Annotated in this window: 22 protein-coding genes and 4 tRNA genes; 7 read left to right on the top strand and 19 right to left on the bottom strand. The window is 70.4% G+C overall.

The features are described from left to right. A complete protein-coding gene (locus tag EIL87_RS08745; protein ID WP_125089659.1) occupies positions 1-759 on the bottom strand; it encodes an IclR family transcriptional regulator in 759 nt (252 codons plus the stop codon). Continuing rightward, positions 756-1,235: a cupin domain-containing protein gene (locus tag EIL87_RS08750; protein WP_125089660.1), complete on the bottom strand. Its 480-nt coding sequence runs from the start codon at positions 1,233-1,235 to the stop codon at positions 756-758. Before EIL87_RS08750 ends, EIL87_RS08745 begins: the two co-directional genes overlap by 4 nt. Positions 1,236-1,348: 113 nt before the next feature. Here EIL87_RS08750 and EIL87_RS08755 point away from each other — a divergent pair, with 113 nt between their 5' ends. After that, positions 1,349-2,440, top strand: coding sequence for an LLM class flavin-dependent oxidoreductase (locus EIL87_RS08755; RefSeq protein ID WP_125089661.1), 1,092 nt, complete (start codon positions 1,349-1,351; stop codon positions 2,438-2,440). Between the two features lie 15 nt (positions 2,441-2,455). Next, positions 2,456-3,424, top strand: coding sequence for an ABC transporter substrate-binding protein (locus EIL87_RS08760; RefSeq protein WP_125089662.1), 969 nt, complete (start codon positions 2,456-2,458; stop codon positions 3,422-3,424). Between the two features lie 397 nt (positions 3,425-3,821). Here EIL87_RS08760 and EIL87_RS08765 read toward each other — a convergent pair whose 3' ends face one another. The 5 genes from EIL87_RS08765 to EIL87_RS08785 all read right to left on the bottom strand — a co-directional run bounded on the left by EIL87_RS08765 (position 3,822) and on the right by EIL87_RS08785 (position 5,887). Then, the gene (locus EIL87_RS08765) at positions 3,822-4,733 is read right to left on the bottom strand and encodes a glutaminase (protein WP_125089663.1); all 912 of its coding nucleotides are present in this window, start codon (positions 4,731-4,733) and stop codon (positions 3,822-3,824) included. 322 nt (positions 4,734-5,055) lie between these two features. Continuing rightward, positions 5,056-5,130 (bottom strand) — tRNA-Val (locus EIL87_RS08770). A 1-nt stretch (position 5,131) separates the two neighbouring features. Continuing rightward, positions 5,132-5,203 (bottom strand) — tRNA-Cys (locus EIL87_RS08775). A gap of 46 nt (positions 5,204-5,249) precedes the next feature. Continuing rightward, positions 5,250-5,322 (bottom strand) — tRNA-Gly (locus EIL87_RS08780). Between the two features lie 139 nt (positions 5,323-5,461). Further along, positions 5,462-5,887: an SsgA family sporulation/cell division regulator gene (locus EIL87_RS08785; protein ID WP_093412952.1), complete on the bottom strand. Its 426-nt coding sequence runs from the start codon at positions 5,885-5,887 to the stop codon at positions 5,462-5,464. Positions 5,888-6,851: 964 nt separating this feature from the next. Between EIL87_RS08785 and EIL87_RS08790 the strand changes: the two genes are divergently transcribed. Both EIL87_RS08790 and EIL87_RS08795 read left to right on the top strand, forming a co-directional pair. Further along, positions 6,852-7,241 carry a TIGR02611 family protein gene (locus EIL87_RS08790; protein WP_233576109.1) on the top strand — a complete coding sequence of 130 codons (390 nt, stop codon included), beginning with the start codon at positions 6,852-6,854 and terminating at the stop codon, positions 7,239-7,241. Between the two features lie 56 nt (positions 7,242-7,297). Then, positions 7,298-7,369, top strand: a tRNA-Val gene (locus EIL87_RS08795). A gap of 395 nt (positions 7,370-7,764) precedes the next feature. Here the strand turns inward: EIL87_RS08795 and EIL87_RS08800 are convergent. The 3 genes from EIL87_RS08800 to EIL87_RS08810 form a co-directional block, all read right to left on the bottom strand. Continuing rightward, a complete protein-coding gene (locus EIL87_RS08800; RefSeq protein WP_125089664.1) occupies positions 7,765-8,172 on the bottom strand; it encodes an SdpI family protein in 408 nt (135 codons plus the stop codon). A 101-nt stretch (positions 8,173-8,273) separates the two neighbouring features. Next, a complete protein-coding gene (locus tag EIL87_RS08805; protein WP_125089665.1) occupies positions 8,274-8,564 on the bottom strand; it encodes a YrhK family protein in 291 nt (96 codons plus the stop codon). Between the two features lie 270 nt (positions 8,565-8,834). Beyond that, a complete protein-coding gene (locus EIL87_RS08810) occupies positions 8,835-9,230 on the bottom strand; it encodes a VOC family protein (protein WP_125089666.1) in 396 nt (131 codons plus the stop codon). Positions 9,231-9,311: 81 nt separating this feature from the next. On the opposite strand from EIL87_RS08810, the gene EIL87_RS08815 reads away from it, so the two are divergent. Further along, positions 9,312-9,815 (top strand): GNAT family N-acetyltransferase, encoded by a 504-nt coding sequence (locus EIL87_RS08815; RefSeq protein ID WP_125089667.1) that lies wholly within the window; start codon positions 9,312-9,314, stop codon positions 9,813-9,815. Here EIL87_RS08815 and pip read toward each other — a convergent pair whose 3' ends face one another. The 4 genes from pip to EIL87_RS08835 form a co-directional block, all read right to left on the bottom strand. Then, the gene (pip, locus tag EIL87_RS08820; protein WP_125089668.1) at positions 9,816-10,772 is read right to left on the bottom strand and encodes a prolyl aminopeptidase; all 957 of its coding nucleotides are present in this window, start codon (positions 10,770-10,772) and stop codon (positions 9,816-9,818) included. It lies immediately after the preceding gene. A 74-nt stretch (positions 10,773-10,846) separates the two neighbouring features. Further along, positions 10,847-11,218, bottom strand: a complete 372-nt coding sequence (locus EIL87_RS08825; RefSeq protein WP_125089669.1) for a DUF742 domain-containing protein — start codon at positions 11,216-11,218, stop codon at positions 10,847-10,849. A 10-nt stretch (positions 11,219-11,228) separates the two neighbouring features. After that, positions 11,229-11,654, bottom strand: coding sequence for a roadblock/LC7 domain-containing protein (locus EIL87_RS08830; protein WP_125089670.1), 426 nt, complete (start codon positions 11,652-11,654; stop codon positions 11,229-11,231). A gap of 33 nt (positions 11,655-11,687) precedes the next feature. Further along, positions 11,688-13,952 (bottom strand): sensor histidine kinase, encoded by a 2,265-nt coding sequence (locus tag EIL87_RS08835; protein ID WP_233576110.1) that lies wholly within the window; start codon positions 13,950-13,952, stop codon positions 11,688-11,690. Positions 13,953-14,299: 347 nt separating this feature from the next. Here EIL87_RS08835 and lhgO point away from each other — a divergent pair, with 347 nt between their 5' ends. Next, entirely contained in the window at positions 14,300-15,493 is a 1,194-nt protein-coding gene (gene lhgO / locus EIL87_RS08840; RefSeq protein WP_125089671.1) for an L-2-hydroxyglutarate oxidase, read from the top strand. Positions 15,494-16,205: 712 nt separating this feature from the next. Here the strand turns inward: lhgO and EIL87_RS08845 are convergent. The 3 genes from EIL87_RS08845 to EIL87_RS08855 are packed head-to-tail and all read right to left on the bottom strand — an operon-like array spanning position 16,206 to position 18,307. After that, positions 16,206-16,907 carry an ESX secretion-associated protein EspG gene (locus EIL87_RS08845; protein WP_158628611.1) on the bottom strand — a complete coding sequence of 234 codons (702 nt, stop codon included), beginning with the start codon at positions 16,905-16,907 and terminating at the stop codon, positions 16,206-16,208. A gap of 2 nt (positions 16,908-16,909) precedes the next feature. Next, positions 16,910-17,296, bottom strand: a complete 387-nt coding sequence (locus EIL87_RS08850) for a phage holin family protein (RefSeq protein WP_125089672.1) — start codon at positions 17,294-17,296, stop codon at positions 16,910-16,912. 54 nt (positions 17,297-17,350) lie between these two features. Continuing rightward, on the bottom strand, positions 17,351-18,307 hold the full coding sequence (locus tag EIL87_RS08855) for a Ppx/GppA phosphatase family protein (protein ID WP_125089673.1): 957 nt from the start codon (positions 18,305-18,307) through the stop codon (positions 17,351-17,353). A 214-nt stretch (positions 18,308-18,521) separates the two neighbouring features. Between EIL87_RS08855 and EIL87_RS08860 the strand changes: the two genes are divergently transcribed. Further along, the gene (locus EIL87_RS08860; protein WP_125089674.1) at positions 18,522-19,568 is read left to right on the top strand and encodes an LLM class F420-dependent oxidoreductase; all 1,047 of its coding nucleotides are present in this window, start codon (positions 18,522-18,524) and stop codon (positions 19,566-19,568) included. Between the two features lie 60 nt (positions 19,569-19,628). Here the strand turns inward: EIL87_RS08860 and EIL87_RS08865 are convergent, their stop codons facing one another. Next, positions 19,629-20,942: an MFS transporter gene (locus EIL87_RS08865; protein ID WP_125089675.1), complete on the bottom strand. Its 1,314-nt coding sequence runs from the start codon at positions 20,940-20,942 to the stop codon at positions 19,629-19,631. 109 nt (positions 20,943-21,051) lie between these two features. Beyond that, on the bottom strand, positions 21,052-21,999 hold the full coding sequence (locus EIL87_RS08870; RefSeq protein ID WP_125089676.1) for a D-2-hydroxyacid dehydrogenase family protein: 948 nt from the start codon (positions 21,997-21,999) through the stop codon (positions 21,052-21,054). Positions 22,000-22,008 lie beyond the last annotated feature (9 nt).

Genomic DNA, 22,008 nt, shown 5'->3' on the forward strand with positions numbered 1-22,008 from the left:
CTAACCCCCACCCGTGCGGTAGAGGGACGACAGCTCTCGCGCAGTGCCGGTCACCGCCGCGGCGAGCTCGTCCACCCGGTCGTCGCCGAAGCGCACCGTCGGCCCTTGCACGGCCACGGCGGCGATGACGTGACCGGTCTGGTCGTGCACCGGGGCAGCCACGGCCCGCACGCCGACGAGGCGCTCCTCGTCGTTCAACGCGCAACCCCGCGAACGGATGCGCGCGAGTTCGTCCGCGAGCTCGGCGTGGGTGGTGAGGGTCTTCGGGGTGTGCCGCTCGAACGGCTCGGGCATCGTCACCGGTTCGGTGCCGAAGGCCAGCAGCGCCTTGCCCATCGCGCACACGTGGATCGGGTTGCGCGCCCCGGGTTCCTGGTCGTAGCGCAGCGGGTGCGGTGAGGGGAGTTGCACCAGCACCGCCACCTCGTCGCCGACGCGGGTGCCGAGGCTGACGGCCTCGCCGGTGCGGTCCCGCAGCGCGGTCAGCACCGGGTGCATGACGGTCGTGCCCATCCGCTCCAGCGCTAGCCTGCCCAGGATCGCCGCCGTCGCGCCCAGGAAGTAGCGCTCGGTCGCCGGGTCCTGGGCGAGCATGTCCGCGGCGTGCAGCGCCCGCATGATGCGGTGCGCGGTGCTGACGGTGAGACCGAGCTGGGTGGCCACCGCGGTCGGCGTCAGCTGCTCCGCCTTCTCGAAGCAACGCAGGACCGCCATCGCCCGGTCGACCGACTGGGTGCCCGATCGCCGCTGCTCGGTCACCTGCGACGGTCCCCGGAGCTCTCCGCGTCGGGGCCGACCTCGGCCCACAGGCTCGGCAGGTTCACCACGATGCCCTCCTGCGTGCTGCGGGCGATCACCACCACCGCTTCCTCCTCGGCGGAGGGGTTCTCCTCGCGGTGCGGGACGTAGGGCGGCACGAAGATGTAGTCGCCGGGCTCGGTTTCGACGCGCACTTCCTCCTCGCCTTCGGCGAAGACGAACACCGGGTGGCCGGAGACGACGTAGATGGCGGTTTCGGCCTCGCCGTGGTGGTGGTCGCCGGAATTGGTCGCCGGCCCGACGTGGGTGCGGCCCATCCACAGCTTCTCCGAACCCACGGTCTTGCCGGAGATGGCCTCGAACCGGCGCATCCCGGAGGTCTGGTTGGTGTCGGAGGTGAGGGCAGCGCCGCGCACGTGCTCCAGCTCCTGGTGCCAGTCGGCCGTGCCGCCGGGCCGGTTCTCGTTGCCTGACAAGGACTTCTCCTCGCTGTTCCTACATCGTGGTCGGTCTTGATGCCGACGCCGTCTCGTTCATACCGTGTGGGACATCGATGCCGCAATGTGGGACGGCAGATCGGAGGGCTCAGATGGCCGTCGAACTCGTGGGCATGATCCGCACCGCCGACACCTCGGAGGTCCGCCCGCCGAGCGGTCCACCCGTCGACCGCGACTACCTGCGCCGGTTCGCCCAGGCGCACGAAGAAGCCGGCTTCGACCGGGTCCTCATCGGCTACCACTCCTGGGACGCCGACGGTTTCGGCGTCGCCGGTTACGCGGCGGCCCACACCGAACGCTTGGGCTTCCTGCTCGCGCACCGGCCTGGTTTCGTCGCGCCGACGCTGGCCGCCCGCAAGCTCGCGACGCTGGACCAGCTGATCGGCGGACGGCTCGCGGTGCACGTCATCAGCGGTGCCAGCGACACCGAGCAGCGGCGCGACGGCGACTACTCGGACAAGGCGGCCCGCTACCGCCGCACCGACGAGTACCTGGACGTCGTGCGCCGGGTGTGGGAGTCGGACGAGCCCCTCGACCACGAGGGCGAGTTCTACCGGTTCGCCGGCGCCCGCTCCGAGGTCGTGCCGGTCAACGGACGCCTGCCCGTCTACTTCGGCGGTTCCTCAGCCGACGCCTACCGCGTCGGCGGCAAGCACGCGGACGTGTTCGCGCTCTGGGGCGAGCCGCTCGCCGAGACCGCTGAGCAGATCGCGGCGGTCCGCGCCTCCGCCGCCGAGCACGGCCGCGACCCCGACGACGTCGGCATCTCGGTGTCGTTCCGGCCCATCATCGGCCGCACCGACGACGAAGCGTGGGAACGCGCCCACGGCATCCTGCGCACCATCGAATCGCGCGGCTCCGGTTCCTCGGGCGCGATGCTGGCGTTCCCGTCCGCCGAGCGCGGCGTCGGTTCGCAACGCCTGCTCGACGCGGCCGAGAAGGGCGAGCGCCACGACCGAGCGCTGTGGACGGCACCGGCGAAGGCCACCGGAGCGGCGGGCAACTCCACCGCCCTGGTCGGCAGTCCGGAGACCGTCGCGAAGGCGCTGCTGGACTACGTCGACCTCGGCGTCACGACGTTGCTTATCCGCGGCTACGAGCCGCTGGAGGACGTCGAGGACTGGGGCCGCCACCTGCTCCCGCGGGTCCGCGAGGAGCTCGCGAACCGAACCCCCGTCGGCTGACCCGGAAGGACTGCGGTGTTCGCTCTCCCGCCGGTACGCCGGCTCCTCACGGTCGTCACGACCCTGCTGGTCTTCGTCGCGACGCTGACCGCGTGCGGCTCGTCCGAGGACGAAGTCGTGCTGCGCGTCGGCGACCAGACCGGCGAGACGCAGTCCCGGCTGCGCGCGGCCGGTCTGCTCGACGACCTGCCGTACGAGATCGAGTGGGCCCAGTTCCCCGCGGCCGCCCACCTGCACGAGGCCCTGCGCGCCGACGCGGTCGACATCGGCTCCGCGGCGGATTCCCCGACGGTCGCCGCGATCGCCGGCGGCTCACCGATCAAGGCCGTCGCCGCCTGGAACAACGGCGGCAAGGGCACCTACGTCCTGGTGCCGGCGGACAGCCCGATCCGCACCCTCGCCGACTTGAAGGGCAAGCGCATCTCACCGAGCACCCGGGGCAGCGTCGCGCACTACCTGGTCCTCGGCGCCCTCGAGAAGGCCGGCCTGGACGAATCCGACGCCACGCTGAACTACCTCGCCCCCACCGACGCCAGCTCGGCGTTCTCCACCGGGAGCATCGACGCCTGGGCCACCTGGGGCGTCTACGCCGCCCGCACGCGAGGGCAGCTGGGCGCCCGGGTCCTCACCGACGGTGCGGGCATCAACAGCGGGCTCAGCGTCCTCAGCGCCACCAACACCTCGCTCACCAACCCCCGCAAGCGCAGGGCCATCGCGGACTTCGCCGACCGCGTCGACCGGAGCTACCAGTGGGCCCAGCTGAACCCCGCGGCCTTCGACCAGTGGTACTCCGGCTTCGCCCGCCAACCACTCGACGTCGCCGCGCAGATCCGCCAGGAGCAGACCGCCTACCGCAGGATCCCGCTCGACGACGCCTTCACCGACCAGCTCCAACGCACCTTCACCACCTGGACCCGAGCAGGAGTCCTCCACGGCGGCGAGGACGTGGAGGCCCACATCGACCCCACAGTCGCCACCCCCTGACCCCTTCCCGCCTCGCGGCCGCGCGGGAACCAGAACCTCCGGTGATCAGGCGAACCTGTACCGGAGCATCCGGCCCCCGGAAAACCGCGGTGGTCCAGAACCGGCCCGCACGCAGGATCTTCGCTGCCGTTCGAGCCAGTCCTGACCGACGAGCCGTCACCCGCACCACGCTCGAGTCACAGCCCCCGACCCCGGATCCGAGAACCTCCCACCCCACACCACCGCACGGGAACGGACCGAGCCCGGACATCAAGGGACCGAACACCGGGTCCGTCGCCCGACCGGGGCAACCGAGATCTCGCCACTCGTCGAGCTCCGCTGTCGCTCGGGCGGTCGGTCCGTGGGCCGTCCTTCGTGGCGTGGTCGCTCGAGGTCGTCTCCCGGCTCCCGGGGAGGGCTAGAAGATCGACCAGCCGGTCATGTTGGTGAAGTGGTCGAGGGCTGCGACACCGGTCACGGAGTTGCCGCGCGCGTCGAGCCCCGGGCTCCAGACGGCGATGGAGCAGCGGCCCGGCACGATGGCGAGGACACCTCCGCCGACACCGCTCTTGCCGGGGATGCCGACGCGGTAGGCGAAATCCCCTGCGGCGTCGTAAGTCCCGCAGGTCAGCATGATCGCGTTGACCCGCTTGGCCTGCCTGCTGGTGAGCAGTTCGGAACCGTCGCGGCGAACACCGTGCGCGGCGAGGAAGAGCCCGGCGAGCGCCAGGTCGCGGCAGCTCACCTCGATCGAGCACTGCCGGACGTACTGGTCGAGCACGGTCGCCACCGGGTTGTGCATGTTGCCGTACGACGCCATGAAGTGCGTGACGGCCAGGTTCCGGTGGGCGTGGGTGGCCTCGGAGGCCGCCACCTCCTCGTCCACCCGCAGGTCCGGGTTACCGCTCTCGGCGCGCAGGAAGTCGAGCAGCTCCCCGGTCGCGTCGCCGACCTGGGAGATCAGCTCATCGGTGACCGCCAGCGCGCCCGCGTTGATGAACGGGTTCCGCGGAATCCCCCGTTCGTGCTCCAGCTGGACCAGCGAGTTGAAGGCGTTGCCCGACGGTTCCCGGCCGACCCGGCGCCACAACGACTCGTCGCTGCCCGCCAGCACGAGCGCGAGGGTGAAGACCTTCGAGATGCTCTGAGCCGAGAACGGCACTTGCCAGTCGCCGGCCCCGACGACACGACCGCCGAGGTCGGCGACCGCGATGCCGAACTGGCCCGGGTCGATCCGCGCGAGCGCCGGGATGTAATCGGCGACCTCCCCCGCACCGCGCAGCGGCGCGACCTCGTCGACGATCCGCCCGAGCACCTCGTCCAGCTCCACGAGCGACCATCATGGCACCACAAGGGCCCCACGGGAGATCGCACGAGCGCCTACGCCCCCGATCCAGCGACCTCCGACGAAGCCGTGCGCACAACGCTCGATCCGCTCGGGGGCGTTCTCGTGCCGCCGCTGGTGATCAACGCGCGAAGCGCGGCACCGACGCGGAGAACTGCGGACGAACGTGGCCGTCCCTACTTCCCGGCGCTCGCCGGTGCACAACCTCAGGAAAAGGTGGCGTGAACGCGCATTCGGACGGAACAGTTCCGCGCATGAAAAAACCTCGCCGACGATTCATCGACGAGGTCCGCACTTCGCAATGCGCTGGTGCGCGATACTGGGATTGAACCAGTGACCTCTACCGTGTCAAGGTAGCGCTCTCCCACTGAGCTAATCGCGCGAGGCGGAGGCGGGAATCGAACCCGCGTACAGGGCTTTGCAGGCCCTTGCCTAAGCCACTCGGCCACTCCGCCGGACTCCGCATCCACACCGAAGCCGGCTGGAACGCCAGAGAACCAGAGCGGATGACGGGACTCGAACCCGCGACCCTCACCTTGGCAAGGTGATGCGCTACCAGCTGCGCTACATCCGCCTGCTGCGACCTCGTGGCCCGGTTGTCCCGGGCCCGTCCGCCGCGTTGCACAGTGAACTCTAGACCACGCCCAAGATCGGACTCGAAGGGGGGTCCCCACTCCGCCTGGCGGCAACCGGGCAGAGCGGTTCAAGCCTGATCAGCCCATGTCGAAGGGCAGCAGGCGGGTGAGCGCGTCGTCGACGTCGACCCACAGGTTCTCGTTGCCGGGGACCACGACGTCGTAGGTCCGGTCCAAGAAGTCGGCGAGCTCTTGCGCCGAAGCCTCGAACACGGCGTGCCCGGACGGCGAGCTCAGCTCGATGGCCACGACCTCCGGGTCGTCGACCGCCGGGCGGATGGTCACGTCGCCCTCGCCGGCGTGCGCGATCAGGCCGTCGGCCAACAGATCGCGGGCGAACACCCACTCGACCCAACCGGCACGGCCGGTGCGGAACGCGGCCACCACCGCGTACGGGTCCTGGGTGTCGTAGCGCAGTTCGACCTGGACCGGCACCGCAGGCGCCTGCGGCGCGAGCAGGTCGAACACAGCCGTAGAACGGAGTGTCACGTGATCGTTACGCATTGTTCCTCCCCTTCCTGCTCCCTCCCGGTCCGTTTATCGACCGAGCAACACAGTTGTGACGCTTCACCGGGCAGATTTACTCGCGACTCCCGCATAGATCACCCGGTCGGGCCATGCCCGAATTCGCTGGGCGACCAAGCGAGTGCACTCCGTGTTCGAAATCCCGGACTTGCTGTGGTCGCCGGTCCCAACCGATCCCCCTTCCGACCGGTCGGGCCGTCGTCCACTCCGGAGATCTCGATCCGTCGCGAACTCCCCCGATCTTGGGAGCGGCCGGCCCGAAGACCCGACTCGCTCAGTGACCGACCCTGGTTACCTTCTGTAACTAGGTCGACCACGCCGAGCCCGGCCGGCAGATCGGTCGCCCACGCCCGGAGAACCCTTCCTCTGCGTACCCGCTGACCACGGGGTTCATGCTTCGTCCGGTTCGCCCGACGTGGTTCAAGAATAGGTCACGGAAGGCCTTCGCATTTTCCCGAAACCGCCCCGGATGAGATGTCGACCACGAGTTGTCACCATTTCGGGCTAATGGTCTTCACCGCCCCGGTTACAGCGCACGCACGGCTCCGAACGGGCGGTCGAGAGGCGGCTCACACTGTGACCAGGATCGAAGTGACGCCACAGAGTCCTTGGTCCCGGCTTCAGACCAAACGGACGATGATCCCCGTCACAATCCAGTCACGGCGACACGCGGCGAGCACCCGTCCGTCCGCTTGACAGCCATCTCCTGTTTACCGGAGACCGGCACGGTGGAGGGCTTCCGACTCGCCGACGTGATGTGGCCCAGCGCACCGCGCGTCGCCGACCGCGACCGTATCCTGGGCCTGCGAGCCCCGACGAACTGCCGAGGTGGACAGCCCTGAACGATCAAGCCGAGCCGGGGACCCGACACGCCGGTGCGGATCCAGGCGAGCACGAGCACCGCCAGCACAAGCACCCGCGCCTGCACGCGCTGCGCGAGCGCTTGCACGGCTACCGCGAGCACGTCCGCCGCCGCCCGTCCCTGAACATCACCTACCGGGTCGTGCTCGGCGTGTTCGGCACCGCGGTCCTCATCACGGGACTGCTGATGATCCCGTACCCCGGGCCGGGGTGGCTGGTGGTCTTCGCCGGGCTCGGCATCCTCGCCACCGAGTTCCACTGGGCGCACCGGGTCAACATGTTCGCCAAGCACCACTACCAGCGGTGGGTCCGCTGGATGGGCCGCCAGCACCTGGCCACCAAGCTCACGATCATGGCCGCGACCGGCCTGGTGGTCCTGGTGACGCTGTGGCTTCTGGGCATGTTCGGGACGATCGGGGGCTGGCTCGGCCTGCGCTGGACGTGGTTGGCCTCCCCCCTGTTCGGCTCCTAGAAACGATCGTGTATTGTTCTTCTCGTCGCCAGGAACGGCGGCGAACAACAGAACAAGGGCGATTAGCTCAGGGGGAGAGCGCTTCGTTCACACCGAAGAGGTCACTGGTTCGATCCCAGTATCGCCCACAGATCGAGACCCCGATCAGAACTCCACTCGGAGAACGGTCGGGGTCTTTCTCATTGCCCGGTGGACCGGGGGTCAGCACAGTGTCAGCCTGGTCAACGGGCGGGGAGGGACCATCCCGTCACCGTCGTCGGTTCGGCGGGTGCAGTGGTCGAGCGTCGTGGACGATCGCTCATATCCCATTCGGTGTCCGAACTCCTCGACTGACTGGACCTCGCGTCGGGAACACCTGGAATTCTCCTGGCGAACCCGAGTCGCGTTTGACCCAGGAACGGCTGGGGCGTCGGCGGTCGGTGTTCAAGGCGGAACACTTCCCCACACCAGTCAGGCAGGAGGGCAGGCCACAAGGCGCCAGGCACGCGAATGACCGAGGTCGTCACAGCGCCACGACTGCGCGTCAGCCGCCGTGTTCGCTCGGCGGAGGGGTCGCTCGTGCCGCGCGATCGGCCAGGACGGCCGACCAGGTCGTGAGGCCGAGGAAGGCGGCGCACCCCACCGCGAAGACGACCAGCGTGGGCACCAAGGCGACGGAGTCCGCCACGCCCGCGACGCGCAGAGCGAGCGCCGGGACGAGGGTCGCGATCCCCGCGATCGCAGCGACCCGGGCGGTCACCCGCATCAACGGCTCGGCGGCGCGATGCCCGGCGGACCAGGCCGCGTCCGACCGCATCGTCGCTGCCGTGCGCACGCCCGCGAGGGGGTTGCGGGTCAACGCGCCGCTGCGGATCCGTCCGGCGATCCGGTGGAACACCAGGGCCACGAGGAGCAGGCTCGCCCCTCCCATCCCGCCGACCAGGACGGACATCGTCCACACCTCCTCCGCCGAACCACCTTCGCCATCCGGCTCCGGGCGACCCTAGACCACAGGTTCGAGCGTGCGCTCCACCGGAACCGGCGAACCGGGCGTCAGAAGTCCTGGTCCGACTCGTGTCCGGCAGCGTGGTGGCGGTGGCTGAGGTGCAGGTAGCGGATCATGCGGATGGTGGGGCGGATCGCCAGTTCGATGCTGCCCAGCAAGAACATCCACGTGCCCGCGGTGAACATCGCGGGGTCGAAGAACATGATGCTGCCGGCGACGAACCAGATGGCGATGAGGATGTCGTTGACGATGCTGGCCGCCTCGTAGCGGTGGCGGAGCAGGAGTTCGCCATGGCCGATGTGCCATCTGCTGGGCGTGGAGGCACTGGGATCGCTCATGGGAGGAGTGTTGAGCGCAGCCTGCGGTGCTGAGGAGGGCCCATCGGCCCGGTCGAGCAACACTCCCGCCGATGCCTGATCACGGCGAAGCGTTCTTGGCCGCCGGAGCGCCGAGGATCTCGCTGGTCCGACCACAGCCCGACCCGAGGTTCGAGAAGGTCGCGCTCACGCCCGGCTCTCCGGCGGACTGATCTGGCCGAAAGCCGGTCGCCTCGCTGATTTCCGCCAACGACTGATCGCACCGGATCTTCCGGAAGAATCCCCGGATCGTCAGGCGTTGGTGGGTCGTTCGGATTCCGGGAGGTCGTCGACAGCCGTGCCGAGAAGGCAGAACTCGTTGCCTTCCGGGTCGGCGAGGACCTTCCAGGTGACGTCCGGGGGTTGGCCGACGTCGGCGGGCCGGGCGCCGAGGGCTTCCAGGCGTCGCAGCTCGTCCTCGGCGGACCGGTCGGTCGCTCGGACGTCGAAGTGCAGGCGGTTCTTGACGGTCTTGGACTCAGGCACCTCGAAGACGTCGATGCGCGGCCAGGACCCGTCGGACGCACCGATGGTCAGCCCGCCCTCCTCGCGGTCGACGACGCTCCAGCCCAGCACCTCGCACCAGAAGGACGCGATCTTCTCGATGTCGTGGGCGTCGATGACGACGGCGGAGATGCGGCTGGTCATGACCCGAGCATCCCCGTTGTTCGCCTCCGCCGCACCCGAATTCCGTTGCGCCCGACGCCTGGGTGGTCGAAGGATGGGGTCGTGGACGAGATCCTGATCCGCCCGGCCCGCGCCGGCGATGCGGACTTCCTCGCGGACATGCTGGTCGAGGCGGCGAACACGCCGAGCCATCCGGGGCGCAGCCGTGCCGAGGCGCTCGCCGACCCGGCCGTCGCGCGCTACGTGGAGGGCTGGCCGCGGGCCACCGATCTCGGTGTCGTGGCGGAGCGTCCCGGCCGCCCGGTCGGCGCGGCGTGGCTGCGGTACTTCGACGAGACCGCTCCCGGGTACGGTTACGTCCGCTCCGACGTCCCGGAGCTGGCGATCGGTGTCGACGCTGCGAACCGGGGCAACGGGATCGGGCGAGACCTGCTGCGAGCGCTGCACGACGCCGCGCGGCAGCGGGGGATCGACCAGGTCTGCCTCAGCGTGGAGCGCGCGAACCCGGCCGCGCGGCTCTACGCGTCGGAGGGGTTCGAGGTCGTCGACCGCCGCGAGATCGCCGACACCATGCTCCTCTCGCTCTGGGGCTGCCCGGAGCGCTGATCAGCTCGCGTAGCGGTCCGTGGCCTCGAGCAGCGCGTCCAGGACGCCCGGTTCGTCGTAGGCGTGGCCCCCGTCGGGGATCATCCGCAGGTCCGCCTCCGGCCAGGCCTGCGCGAGCTCGAAAGCCGTGGTGGGCGGAGTGATCACGTCGTAACGGCCCTGCACGATCGTCCCCGGGATGCCGTGCAGGCGGTGGGCGTTGGCGAGGAGCTGTCCCTCGGCGAGCCAGGCGCCGTGCACGAAGAAGTGGGTTTCGATGCGGGCGAACGCGGCGGCGAAGGCGGGATCCCCGAAGTCCTCGACGAGCGCCGGACGCGGCAGCAGCCCGATCAGACTGGCCTCCCAGCGGCTCCAGGCGATGGCCGCGCGCTCCCGGACGTGGGCGTCGGTTTCGTGCAGCATGCGGTGGTAGCAGCGCAGCACGTCGTCGCGCTCGGATCCCGGGACCACCTCGAGGAGTTCGGCCCAGCGGTCCGGGAAGAGCTGCGCCGCCCCACCTGCGTACAACCAGTCGATCTCGCTCTGGCGACAGGTGAACACGCCGCGCAGCACGAGTTCGGTGACGCGCTCCGGGTGCGTCTCGGCGTAGGCCAGCGCGAGCGTGCTCCCCCACGAACCCCCGAGGACCAGCCAGGACTCGATGCCCAGGTGTGCACGCAGGCGCTCCACGTCGGCGACCAGGTGCCAGGTGGTGTTGCTGCTGAGGTCGGCACCGAGCTCGCCGGCGTCGGGCGTGCTGCGGCCGCACCCGCGCTGGTCGAACAGCACGATGCGGTAGCGGTCCGGGTCGAAGAGGCCGCGGTGCGCGGGAGAGCAGCCCGCGCCCGGTCCGCCGTGCAGGAACACCGCGGGTTTCCCACGCGGGTTGCCGCTCTCCTCCCAGTGCACGAGGTTGCCGTCGCCGACGTCGAGCTGCCCGGAGGCGTGGGGTTCCCGCTGCGGGTGGAGATCGCGCATGCAGGCCATCGTGCCGCAGCGGCGCGAGGCGCGGGAGCACTTTCCCGCAGCGGGCGGACGGCCGCGGCGGCGTGTCAGAGCCGCCGCACGCCGTCCAGCACCGCTTCCAGGAGCTGGCGGTTGGGCCGCTGGGCGCGGCGCGAGGCCTTGTCGGTGACGAGGTCGCCGCGGTCGATGAGGTCCGACACCAGGACTTTCGCCACCACGATGGGGGTGTCCAGGTGCGCGGCGACCTCGGCGAGGGACATGGGGCGCACGCACAGCCGCAGGATCTCCTCGTGCTCGACGGAGACCCCGCTGCGATCAGCACCGCTCCACGACGTCAGCAGCTGCGTGGCGACGTCGAGGTCCGGTCGTGCCGGGCGGGTGCGACCGTGCACCATCGCGTACGGTCGCACCAGCGGCCCGGACTCCTCGTCCAGCCAGAGCTGGCCGTCTTCAGCCATGGCTGTGCCTTCAGTCGTGGCGCATCTGCGCCACGGCATCCACCCTCGGGGCCGAGCTCAGGTACTCGCCGACCCGGATCACCATCAGGTTCATCTCGTAGGCGATCATGCCCACGTCGGCGTTCTCGTCACCGAGCAGCGCCATGCACGCTCCCGCGCCGGCCGCGGTGACGAACAGGAACATGCTGTCGAGCTCCACCACGGTCTGGCGCACACCGCCGCCGCCGAAGTGCTTGCCGGTCTGCTTCGCCAGGCTCTGGAAGGCCGAAGCCATCGCGGCCAAGTGGTCGGCGTCGTTCGGCGTCAGTCCCTCGGACCTGGCCAGCAGCAGCCCGTCCCCGGAGAGCACCACGCCGTCACGGGCACCCACGACCCGGTTGACCAGGTCGTCCAACAACCAGTTCAGGTCGTCGGCGGAACCGATCTGTTCGCTCATTCCTGCGCTGCTCCTCGAATCGTCGGGTCAAGCTCAGTCGCGGCCGCCGGCCCGGCGCGCATCCAGGGTTCCGCGTTGGAACGCCGACATGGTGCCACGAGTGCGCTCCGGCTGGAGACTCGCAGTGTCCTCCGCGACTCCGCCGTCGAGGTCGCCGCGCAACTGCGGCGCCAGGTTCTGCCGGCGTTCGCGGCGCGGCAACTCCGGCTGGTCCTCATCGGGGTCGTCCGACGGGAAGCGGGGTTGGTCGTCGGCCACCGGCTCCTCGACCGGGCTCACCGGAGCGGTCCGGGCCTCGCGGACCACGGACTGCTCGCTGGCGCGCTCCCGGGCCTTCTCGGCCAACTGCGACATGCTCTGCTTGTCGCCCTGCGCCGCTTCCTCGGCGACGATGTGCGGGGGAAGCAGCACGAACGCGACCGTGCCCTGCTCCTCGGCCTCGCGCAGCTCGACCTCGATGCCCCTGCGGGCGGCCAGGCGCGCGACCACGAACAGCCCCAAGCGGGAGTCACCGCGACGCGTGATGTCCTCGAACCGCGGTGTGGTGGCCATCAGCACGTTGGCCTCGTCGCGGTCGGCGGGGCGCATGCCCAGCCCCTCGTCCTCGACCTGGATCAGCAACCCGCGCGGGGTGTCGCTGCTGCGGACCTGGACCTGCGAGCGGGGCGGCGAGTAGGAGGTGGCGTTGTCCATCAGCTCGGCGAGCAGGTGGATGACGTCGCCGACCGCCGCGCCGACCAGCGAGACCTCCGGGGCCGGGTGCACCCGGATCCGGTAGTAGTGCTCGGTTTCGGCGACCGCGGAGCGGATGACGTCGACCAGGCGCACCGGTTTGCGCCACTGCCTGCCCGGCTTCTCCCCCGCCAGGATGATCAGGTTCTCGGCGTTGCGCCGGGAGCGGGTCGCGAGGTGGTCGAGCTGGAAGAGGCCCTCCAGCCGTTCCGGGTGCTCCTCGCTGCGCTCCATCTTGTCGAGGGTCTTGAGCTGGCGGTGCACCAGGCCCTGGTTGCGGTGCGCGATTCCGAGGAAGACCTTGTTGGCGCCCTCCTTGGCCTGGTTCTCCTTCACCGCGGCGACGACCGCGGTGTGGTGGGCGGTGTTGAACGCGTCGGCGACCTGGCCGATCTCGTCGGCGCCGTAGTCCAGCGGGGTCAGCTCGGCCTCGATGTCGAGGTCCTCCCCGTGCTCCAGCCGGTCCATGACGTTGGGCAACCGCTCGGTGGCCAGCAGCAGGGTGTCGTCGCGCAGCCGCTCCAGGCGGCTGATCAGGACCCGGTTCACCAGCACCCGCGCGTTGCGCGCGGCCAGCAGGATGCCCAGCAGCATCGCTGCCAGCGCGATGAGGCTACCGACGGCGAGGCCGATGAGGTGGCCGCTGGCGTTGCTGACCGCCATCAGCGCGCCGGAGCGAACCTGCTCGGCGGCCACCGCCGAGAGGTCGCCGGAGACCTGCGCGGTCGTCTGCCGCCAGGTGGCGGCGTCGACGGTGAAGCGGCCGGGGCGCTGCGGCGGGTGCTCGATGAGCTCGTTCTCCAGCTCGTCCACCCGTGCCCACTCCGGACCGGCCTGCGCCTGCCGGGCGAGCTCGCTCGCGCGCGGCTCGGCCGCGAGGACCTCGGCGTCGACGGTGTTCCGGTAGGAGCCGACGAGCTGGACGAACTCGAGGTGCTCGGCGGTGCTGAACTCGCCCGCGGCCAGTGCGACCGTGCCCAGCGAGGCGGCCCGCGACATCTGGTCGGCCGCGCGGAACAGCTCGGTGCCGACGTGACCGGCGTGCCCGGTCTCGGTGTCGGCGACGGTGTCGGTGTAGGACTCGAACACCTCGAGCCCGGCGTCGAGGACCTCGTTGTAGAAGTCCAAGGCGTCGGCGCTGCTCGTCTGGCCGGATTCGACGCGCTGCCGCTGCCGGGACAGCTGGGCCAGCAGGCCGTCGAAGGCGCGGATCTTGCCCGCGATCGCGGGGTCCGCGGACTCGCCGGCGACCCGCAGAGTGCGGCGCGCCTCGGCGACGGTCCGGTCGGTGCGGGGCTTGTGCGCGGTCAGCGCCGCCGGGTCGCCACCGCTGAGCCGGTCCACGGCGAGCCGGCGTTCCTGCTGCAGCGCTGCGAAGGCCTCCGCCGTCGGCATCGCGGCGTCGCGGACCTCGGTGGCGTCCACCAGGGACCGGTACCCCTGGTAGATCGGAACCGCTGAGAACGCCAGCCAGATGGCCAGCAGGATGATCACGGGGACCACGCCGACGCGGGTCAGGCGGGCCCGGATCGTCTTGTGCTCACTACCCGAACTGCTCCGCGTCACAGCGCCTCGTAACCGTCGAACCGGTCGCCCCCTCCGTGTCGCGCGGAGGGATCGCGACTCAACTCAGCAGGGCTCCGCGCCTGGGGGTGCGGCGCGGATGGCGGCATCGGCCTGCGGCAGGTGAGCCTCGAGCTCACTGCTCGTGACCAAGCCGATACCACTGTCAGCGACGAACTTCGTTCGCCCGACAGGATGAATGCACCCTAGCACAGGGTGATCTTGAAGCAGGATGAACGTTTTTCCAGCGCGCTATCCGGAAGAACCGGTTCACCATCGCGATCAGGACGAATCCGGCTCCGGCCCGGCGGTTCTGGAAACAGCGCATCCGGACGCGCACGATGGCGCGCATGACCAACGACGTGACGATCATCGGTGGCGGGATCGTGGGCTTGGCCACAGCGCTCGCGCTCAGCGAGCAGCGGCCCGACCGCCGGATCACGGTGCTGGACAAGGAGCACCACTGGGGAGCGCACCAGACCGGGCACAACTCCGGTGTCATCCACAGTGGACTCTACTACGCGCCGGGCGGCGCCAAGGCGCGGTTCGCCCGCGCCGGCGGGGAGGCCATGTACCGGTTCTGCACCGATCACGGGATCCCGGTGCGCCGCACCGGGAAGGTGGTCGTCGCCACCTCGACCGAGCAACTGCCCCGGCTGGCCGAGCTGCACCGGCGCGGCACCGCGAACGGCGTGCAGGTCAGCGAGCTGGACCTGATCGGCCTGCGCGAGCGCGAACCCCACGTGCGCGGCGTGCGGGCGCTGCTGGTGCCGGACGCGGGCATCACCGACTTCGCGGCGGTCAGCGAGAAGCTCGCCGAACTGCTCACCGAGCGCGGCGTGGAGCTGCGGCCCGCCACCGAGCTGCTCGGCGTCCGCCGGGACGGCTCCGAACTGGTGCTGCTGACCAACCGCGGCGAGATCCGCACCAAGCAGGCGGTCAACTGCGCCGGGCTGCACAGCGACGCCGTCGCCGAGATGGCCGGGACGACCCCGCCCGCGCGGATCCTGCCCTTCCGCGGCGAGTACTACGAGACGACGTCCTTCGCGCGCGACCTGGTCAACTCGCTGGTCTACCCGGTGCCGGACCCGGCCTTCCCGTTCCTGGGCGTGCACCTGACCCGGATGGTCGACGGCAGCCTGCACGTGGGTCCCAACGCCGTCCCGGCGCTGTCCCGCGAGGGCTACCGGTGGGGTGCGATCTCACCCGCCCACCTGCGACGCCTGGTCACCGACCCCGGCCTGCGGGTGCTGGCGAAGAAGTACTGGCGCACCGGAGCGGCCGAGATCGCCCGCTCCGCGCTGAAACCGCTGTTCCTGCAGGCGGCCCGCACCCTGCTGCCCGACCTGCGCAGCCACCACCTGCTGCGTTCGGAGGCCGGCGTGCGCGCCCAGGCCGTCACCCCGGACGGCACCCTCGTCGACGACTTCCTGGTGGTCGAGGACGAGCACTGGGTCCACGTCCTCAACGCGCCCTCCCCCGCCGCCACGGCCTCCCTGCTCATCGGCAAGGACATCGCCGCCCGCCTCGACGCCCACCGCTGACACCCCGCGCCCAGTGGGGTGTTCGACCCTCGCGCGAAGTTCGAACACCCCACCCAAGCGCGCTCTTGACCAGCGAGAACACCCACCGGACAGGCCACCCGGGCGTGTGCGGGCTGGAAGGACGCACCTCGCGCACAACCGGCTCCAATCCACGGAGAGCCATGTCGCGCGAGGGGCCGCTCAGCAGCGGAACCACACCGCCCGCGACATCACCGCCCGCCTCCACCCCCACCCGGGAGCACCGCGCGCAGCGGGTGAGCTTCCCATTCGCGCGCGAAGTTCGAACTCCCCCACACCAGCGCGCTCTTGACCAGTGAGAACACGCACGCGAATCCCGGCCGCCCGGGCGTGCGGCGCCTCGAAGGACATACCTGACGCGCGCAACCGGCTCCAGCCCACGGCGACGGGCATGTCGCGCGAGGGGCCGCTCAGCAGCGGAACCACACCGCCCGCGACATCACCGCCCGCCTCCACCCCCACCCGGGAGCACCGCGCGCAGCGGGTGAGCTTCCCATTCGCGCGCGAAGTTCGAACTCCCCCACACCAGCGCGCTCTTGACCAGTGAGAACACGCACGCGAATCCCGGCCGCCCGGGCGTGCGGCGCCTCGAAGGACATACCTGACGCGCGCAACCGGCTCCAGCCCACGGCGACGGGCATGTCGCGCGAGGGGCCGCTCAGCAGCGGAACGACACTGCGCGCGACATCACTGCTCACTCGCTCGGGCGGGTGAGGTCCTCGAGGTACTCCTGGAGGGTCTTGCCGAGGAGGTAGGTGTCGGCCGGGGCGACGAGGGTGAAGGTGTCGTCCGGGGATTCCGGGATGACCGCCGAGCGGCCCGTCGGCGAGTGGTGGACCTCGACCTCGTGGCGCCAGCGCAGGAACTCGCCGGTCCCGTTGCGGTAGGCGACCGCGAGGCGGGCGGCGGTGCCGTCGGCGCAGGCCAGCAGGTCGGCGACCGCGCGGGCGTCGTCGGTGGGGACCTCGCGCTGCTTGAGCTCGTAGGCGAGCCAGTCCGCGGCCTGGTCCCGCTCTGCGGACTCGGCCCGGGCCTCGGCGAGCTCGCGGGTCGGGACGGTGACTTCGCACCCCGCGGCGGGGTCGAGCTTGGGCAGGCACCCGACCAGCGCGGGCCACGGCGCGTCCGGTCGGACGACCTCGACCTCGACCTCCGCACCGCGCACCCGCACCCGCACGCCCCCGCCCTCGCCGACGGCGACCACCGCGCGCAGGTCGGGCTCGTCGGGAACCCGCACCTCGGCCAAGCCGAAGACCGAGGCGCGGGAAAGCGTCCTCGCCGCGTCCCGGACGGGTTCGGGCACGTCGCCGGGTTCAGGTGCGACGCCGAGGTGTTCAGCGACCTCAGTCGGGCCGCTTTGCAGCACCACCGCTAATTCGCCCAGTTCACACCGCACCGTCAGTCCTCCTGCGGGTGGGCGACGCGGCGGACGATGCCGGCCAGCGCAGTGCTGACGAGGGAGACGATCAACGCGCCCCAGAAGGCCGCCCAGAAACCGTCGACGTGGAAGGGCAGGTCGAGCTCGCCGGCCAGGTAGCTGGTCAGCCAGAACAGCAACCCGTTGACGACCAGGCCGAACAATCCCAGCGTCAGCACGTAGAGCAGGCAGCCGAGGGTCTTGGCGACCGGCTTGAGCACCAGGTTCACCAGCCCGAACAGCACCGAGACCGCCAGCAGCGTCAGGACCTTCGAGGTGGTGTCCTGACCGGAGAGCTCGATGCCCGGCAGCGCGGTGGTGACCCACACCGCCGCCATGGTGATCAAGATGTGCAACAGCAGTGCCACAGCGCCTCCCCTGGTCGATCTGGGAAGAACGCTACCGCCGACGCCGCGCGGAGGTCAGTCGAACAACGATCCCACCAGGTCGAGCGCTTCGGCGCGGGTGCGGGTCCGGGCTTCCAGGAACCGGTAGACCAAGCCCTGGCGCAACCCCCACGGGCAGATCTCCAGCTCGGGGAGCTCCAGCGACTCCATGATCACCTCGGCGACGATCGCCCCGGCGAGGATGCGCCGCCCGCGGCTCCGCGACACGCCGGGCAGCTTCGCGCGCTGCTGGTGGTCGAGCTCGGCCAACCGGGGGATCCACCGGGACAGCTCCTGCAGCCGCAACCGGTGCGGGCGGCGGACGGTGGCGTGCGGCACGCTCTCGGTGAGCACCGCCAGCTGCCGCAACACCTTCGACAGCGCCAGCGGGTGCCCGGCCTCGACGCCCCGCAGCGACGGGGGGATGGTCTCGTGCAGCTCGCGCCGAAGTTCCGCCAGCTGCGCCCGCGTCGGCGGGTCGTCCGGCAGGAACTGCCTGGTCAACCGAGCGGCGCCGTGCGGCAGCGAGACGACCCGGTGCGGATCGGTGCTGGTGCCGGTGGCGACGTCGACGGTGCCGCCGCCGATGTCCACTGTGGTCATCAAGCGTCCACTTCGGCCGTGCCAGCGGCGGGCCGCGTGGTAGGTCACGGCCGCCTCGTCGCGCGGGGTGAGCACGCCGATGCGCACCCCGGCGGCCTCTCCGAGGCGTTTGCGCAGCCGGGCACCGTTGCTGGCGTCGCGCACCGCCGAGGTCCCGTAGGCGATCAACGCCTCGGTCGGCTTGTCGGCGGCGGCGCGCACGCACCGTCGGACCGCGCGCACGGCGTCGGCGATGCCCTCCTCGGTCACGCGCCCGTCGGGCAGCGTGTGCTCGGCGAGGTGGCTGCGGGACTTGACGCTCCAGGTGGCGCGGGGCATCCGCGGACTGGCGAGGTCGACGATGTCCAGGCGGGCCGCTGCCGAGCCGATGTCGAGCATGGCGAGTCTCATGACCGGGTCACAGCCTCTGCGGACGACATGCTCACCAGCATGGGCACGGCAGAGGTCGCGCGGCCACTCGGTGCGGCCCCAGTGCGAGGTGCATCACACGGGTGACCGCAGCGGATGGACTCCCCACCGAGGAGTACTCGGCGGTAACGTCGCTGCGAGACCTCGGCGGTGTCGCCGCGACCCGCCGCCGCCGGACCCCGGGAAGGAACGGCCGATGCGCATCGGGATGCCGCTGAACTACAGCGGAGGCTTCAAGGAGACCGTCGACGACCTGGCCACCTACGAGAAAGCCGGGCTGGACGTCGTTTACGTCCCCGAGGCCTACTCCTTCGACGCGGTCAGCCAGATGGGCTTCATCGCCGCGAAGACCGAACGACTGGAGATCGCCTCCGGCATCCTGCAGATCTACACCCGGACGCCCACGCTGACCGCGATGACCGCGGCCGGGCTGGACTTCGTCTCCGACGGCCGCTTCACCCTCGGCATCGGCGCCTCGGGACCGCAGGTCATCGAGGGCTTCCACGGCGTGCCGTACCACGCTCCGCTGGGTCGCACGCGGGAGATCGTGGAGATCTGCCGCCAGGTGTGGCGCCGCGAGAAGGTGGAGCACAGCGGCAAGCACTACAACATCCCGCTGCCCGCCGACCAGGGCACCGGCCTCGGCAAGCCGCTGAAGCTGATCAACCACCCGGTGCGCGAGCGGATCCCGATCCTGATCGCCGCGATCGGCCCGAAGAACGTCGAGATGGTCGCCGAGATCGCCGAGGGCTGGGAGCCGATCTTCTTCCTGCCCGAGCGCGCCGGTGACGTCTGGGGCGAGCCGCTGGCCAAGGGCAAGGCCAAGCGGGACGCCTCGCTGCCGCCGCTGGACGTGGTCGCGCAGGCGCCGCTGGCCATCGGTGAAGGGCTGGAGGACCTCGTCGACTTCGTGCGCCCGATGGTGGCCCTCTACGTCGGCGGCATGGGCGCCAAGGGCAAGAACTTCTACAACAACCTCGCCCGCCGCTACGGCTACGAAGCCGAGGCGGAGGAGATCCAGGACCTCTACCTCGAGGGCAAGAAGGACGAGGCCGCGGCCGCGGTGCCGCGCGAGCTGCTGGAGAAGATCTCCCTCATCGGCACCGAGTCCCACGTCAAGGAGCGGCTGGCGGCCATGAAGGAAGCCGGCGTCACCACCCTCAACGTGACGCCCTTCGCCCAGGACGCGCCGGGCCGTGCCAAGCTGATCGAGCAGGTCAAGACCCTCGCGCAGGACGTCTGATCCACGTGCTTCGACCCGGGGCGCCGGTCACGGCCACCCCGGGTCGAACGCTGAGGTCGGTCAGGCTTCGGCGGCAGCCGGCGCCGAAACCGGTTGCTTGACGTGGGTTTCGCGCAGGTAGAACGCGGCGGCGAAGGTGCACACCGACATCGCCAGCAGGAACAGCGACACCGACGCCGAAGTGCCGGTGGCCGCGAGCAGGGCGGTCATGATGAACGGGGTGCCACCGCTGACCAGGATCGCCGCCAGCTGGTAGGCCAGCGACGCGCCGGAGTAGCGCACCCGGGGGTGGAACAGCTCGCTGAGGTAGGCCGCCAGCGGACCGTAGGTCATGCTCTGCCCGATGCTGCCGACGCAGCCGGCCAGCGCGATGAGCCAGATCGACGCGGTGTCGATGAGCCAGAAGAACGGGAACGACCACACCGCGAGCAGTCCGGCGCCGAGCAGGATCATCGGACGACGGCCCAGCTTGTCGGACCACGTGCCGGAGAAGAAGATCACGAAGATGCCGACCACCGAGGTCGCCAACGTGACGCCGAGCAGCTGCTGGCGCGGCAGGCCGAGCTCCCGGGTGCCGTAGTCGAGCAGGCCCGAGATGCCGATGTAGAAGAACGAGTTCGTGGCGAACAGCAGTCCCGCTCCCAGCAGGACGCTGCGCTTGTGGTCGCGCAGGACCTCCATCAGCGGCGCCTTGACGACCTTCTTCTCCTGGCGCTCCTGCAGCTCCTGGAACACCGGGGTGTCCTCGATCTTGAGCTGGATGTAGAGCACGACGGGCGCGAGCACGGCGCTGAACAGGAACGGCAGCCGCCATCCCCACGAGAGGAACGCTTCCTGGCTCATCAACGCGCCGACGCCCAGGAACGCGAGGTTGCCGGAGATGACGCCGAAGGGCACGCCCATCTGACCGAACGTGCCTGCCATGCCGCGCTTCCCGCTGGCGCTGTTCTCGGTCAGCAGCAGCACGATGCCGCCCCACTGCCCACCGACCGCGATGCCTTGCAGGAACCGCAACGTCACCAGCAGGATCGGGGCCGCGACGCCGATGGTGGCCGCGCTGGGCAGCACACCGATCAGGAAGGTCGCCGTGCCCATCAGGACCAGGCAGGTCACGACAGCGGGTTTGCGCCCGATCTTGTCGCCGAGGTGTCCGAACACGAGGCCGCCGATGGGACGGGCGACGAACCCGGCCCAGAACGTGGCGAACGAGAGCAGCACGCCGACCAGGGGCGAAGCGTCGGGGAAGAACAGCGTGCCGAACACCAGCGCCGCCGCGGTGGCGTAGATGAAGAAGTCGTACCACTCGATCGAGCTCGCGATCAGGGCTGCGCCGAGCAACTTCTTCGGCGTTCTGGGGGGTTCGTGAGCAGTCATCGACAGACTCCCTTGTCTAGTCAGACCGACCGGTTGGTATGACTGTGATGTCCGTCTCGCCCCGAGTCAAGGGTGATTTCGCAACGGTTTGCGGAGGGCGGTGCTCCGCTCAGTCGGCGTTGAGCACCCGGATCGGGCTCCCCTCCGCGAAGGTCTTGATGTTCTCGACGATCTCGGGGAAGAACGCCTCGTAGGTGTCGTCGGTGACGTAGCCGATGTGCGGGGTGAGCACGGTGCGCGGGGTGGTCCGCCACGGGTCGTCGGCGGGCAGCGGCTCGGTGCCGTAGACGTCGATGCCCGCGCCGGCGATCCGGCCCTCGTGCAGCGCCGAGCGCAACGCGGCCTCGTCGACGATCGACCCGCGGGAGGTGTTGACCAGGTACGCGGTGGGCTTCATCAGCGCCAGTTCGGAGGCGCCCACCAGACCCCGCGTCCGCTTGCTGAGCACCAGGTGGATGCTCACCACGTCGGACTGGGCGAACAGCTCCTCCTGGGCGACCAGCCGAGCTCCCACCTCCGCCGCGCGCTCGTCGGTCAGGTTGGCGCTCCAGGCGATCACGTCCATGCCGAAGGCCCGGCCGACCGCCGCGACCTGCGAGCCGAGCCGGCCGAGCCCGAGCACGCCGAGGGTCTTGCCGCCGAGCTCCACGCCGATCCCGGTCTGCCAGCCACCGGTGCGGATCTGCCGGTCCTGACCGGGGATGTCGCGCAGCAGAGCGATGATCAGCCCCCACGCCAGTTCGGCGGTGGCGGCCCAGACCTTGCCGCTGCCGGTCCCGGAGACCACCACGCCCTGCTCGCGCGCCGCGTCCAGGTCGATCGAGGCGTTGCGCATCCCGGTGGTGACCAGCAGTCGGAGGTTCGGCAGCCGGGTGAGCACCTCGCGCGGGAACGGGGTGCGCTCGCGCATCGCCGCGATCACCTCGAACGGCTCCAGCCGCGCCACCAGCTCGTCGACGTCGGCGATGTGCTCGGTGAACACCTCGACGTCGAGCGAACCCCAGTCGGCGTAGCTGCGTGCGACGTCCTGGTAGTCGTCGAGCACCGCGATCCGCATGTGAAGCCT

The sequence above is a fragment of the Saccharopolyspora rhizosphaerae genome (assembly GCF_003931915.1).
GTDB classification, from domain to species: Bacteria; Actinomycetota; Actinomycetes; order Mycobacteriales; family Pseudonocardiaceae; genus Saccharopolyspora; species Saccharopolyspora rhizosphaerae.

Coding starts and splice junctions, on each gene's coding strand:
- EIL87_RS08800 (WP_125089664.1), bottom strand. CDS start 8,172: ATGTCCGTCCTGGTCGGCGGGATGGGAGGGGCGAGCCTGCTCCTCGTG.
- EIL87_RS08805 (WP_125089665.1), bottom strand. CDS start 8,564: ATGAGCGATCCCAGTGCCTCCACGCCCAGCAGATGGCACATCGGCCAT.
- EIL87_RS08855 (WP_125089673.1), bottom strand. CDS start 18,307: ATGAGACTCGCCATGCTCGACATCGGCTCGGCAGCGGCCCGCCTGGAC.
- EIL87_RS08785 (WP_093412952.1), bottom strand. CDS start 5,887: ATGCGTAACGATCACGTGACACTCCGTTCTACGGCTGTGTTCGACCTG.
- EIL87_RS08810 (WP_125089666.1), bottom strand. CDS start 9,230: ATGACCAGCCGCATCTCCGCCGTCGTCATCGACGCCCACGACATCGAG.
- lhgO (WP_125089671.1), top strand. CDS start 14,300: ATGACCAACGACGTGACGATCATCGGTGGCGGGATCGTGGGCTTGGCC.
- EIL87_RS08870 (WP_125089676.1), bottom strand. CDS start 21,999: ATGCGGATCGCGGTGCTCGACGACTACCAGGACGTCGCACGCAGCTAC.
- EIL87_RS08860 (WP_125089674.1), top strand. CDS start 18,522: ATGCGCATCGGGATGCCGCTGAACTACAGCGGAGGCTTCAAGGAGACC.
- pip (WP_125089668.1), bottom strand. CDS start 10,772: ATGCGCGATCTCCACCCGCAGCGGGAACCCCACGCCTCCGGGCAGCTC.
- EIL87_RS08755 (WP_125089661.1), top strand. CDS start 1,349: ATGGCCGTCGAACTCGTGGGCATGATCCGCACCGCCGACACCTCGGAG.
- EIL87_RS08830 (WP_125089670.1), bottom strand. CDS start 11,654: ATGAGCGAACAGATCGGTTCCGCCGACGACCTGAACTGGTTGTTGGAC.
- EIL87_RS08825 (WP_125089669.1), bottom strand. CDS start 11,218: ATGGCTGAAGACGGCCAGCTCTGGCTGGACGAGGAGTCCGGGCCGCTG.
- EIL87_RS08865 (WP_125089675.1), bottom strand. CDS start 20,942: ATGACTGCTCACGAACCCCCCAGAACGCCGAAGAAGTTGCTCGGCGCA.